The 919-nt window shown below is 51.6% G+C and carries 2 protein-coding genes; both read left to right on the top strand.

Features of this window, described 5'->3' with window-relative positions; genetic code table 11:
* A partial coding sequence (locus tag PPL9_RS17365; protein ID WP_057463884.1) for a thioesterase family protein occupies positions 1-338 on the top strand: 338 nt, incomplete at its 5' end.
* Entirely contained in the window at positions 335-754 is a 420-nt protein-coding gene (locus PPL9_RS17360; protein WP_057463883.1) for a RidA family protein, read from the top strand. The genes PPL9_RS17365 and PPL9_RS17360, both read left to right, overlap by 4 nt.
* Positions 755-919: the final 165 nt, after the last annotated feature.

Here is a 919-nt window from a genome sequence, read left to right as displayed (position 1 = left end):
TCAATCAGGTCACCGAAGAGTGGTTCGAGCAATCGCTCGGCACGTCGTTCGTAGAAATTCATATAAATCAAGGGGATGCAGTCCCCACAGCCAAGATCGAAACAGAGTTCAAAAAGCCGGGCAAGCTTGGTGACGAACTCTTATTCACGCTTCAGGTCACAAAGCTGGGACGCTCCAGTGTCCATCTGGAGTTTACGGTGACATGCAAGGACGAGCTTCGTCTCACCAGTCGCTCAGTCATTGTCTACGTCAAAGGCGAGGACAAGAAGCCAGCGAGTTGGCCGCAAGCCATTAAGAAACAAATGGAATTTTTCCTGAAGGAAGAGGGACCTTCATGACAACACAACAAGCACTGTTCAAATTTCTCCAGCCGGAAGGTTGGAAGCCTGCTTCTGGATACGCCAATGGCATTATGGCAGAAGGCACACCCATCTTTCTGGGAGGTCAAATCGGCTGGAACGGCCAGCAGGTCTTCGAGAGCGATGATCTCATTGATCAGATCAAGCAAACGCTTGAGAACATTCGCGAAATTCTAGCCACAGCTGGCGCTAAGCCAGAGCATGTGGTGCGCCTGACGTGGTATGTGGTCGACAAGAAAGACTACACCGCTCGCCTGCGAGAAGTTGGCGAAGCGTATCGCTCTGTGTTTGGCCGTCATTTTCCATCCATGACCATGATCCAGGTGGCTGATTTGGTGGAAGATCAGGCCAAAGTGGAAATTGAAGCAACGGCAGTACTGCCAAGAGCGGAATAACGTGATGCGGGATTGGGACGCGGCCTATCATAACTCCGGTGCAGTACCAAACGCACAAGAGCTGTTTAATCAATGGGTTGAGCGCTCCAAAGCGTTTCGCGAGAGCTCAAAAAACCAGCTGGAAGTCGCCTACGGAAGCGGGGAGAGAGAGAAGCTCGACCTGTT

The sequence above is a fragment of the Pseudovibrio sp. POLY-S9 genome, assembly GCF_001431305.1.
Lineage (GTDB): Bacteria > Pseudomonadota > Alphaproteobacteria > Rhizobiales > Stappiaceae > Pseudovibrio.
The sequence above is the reverse complement of the archived record's forward strand: the minus strand, read 5'-3'. Positions and strand labels throughout refer to the sequence as shown.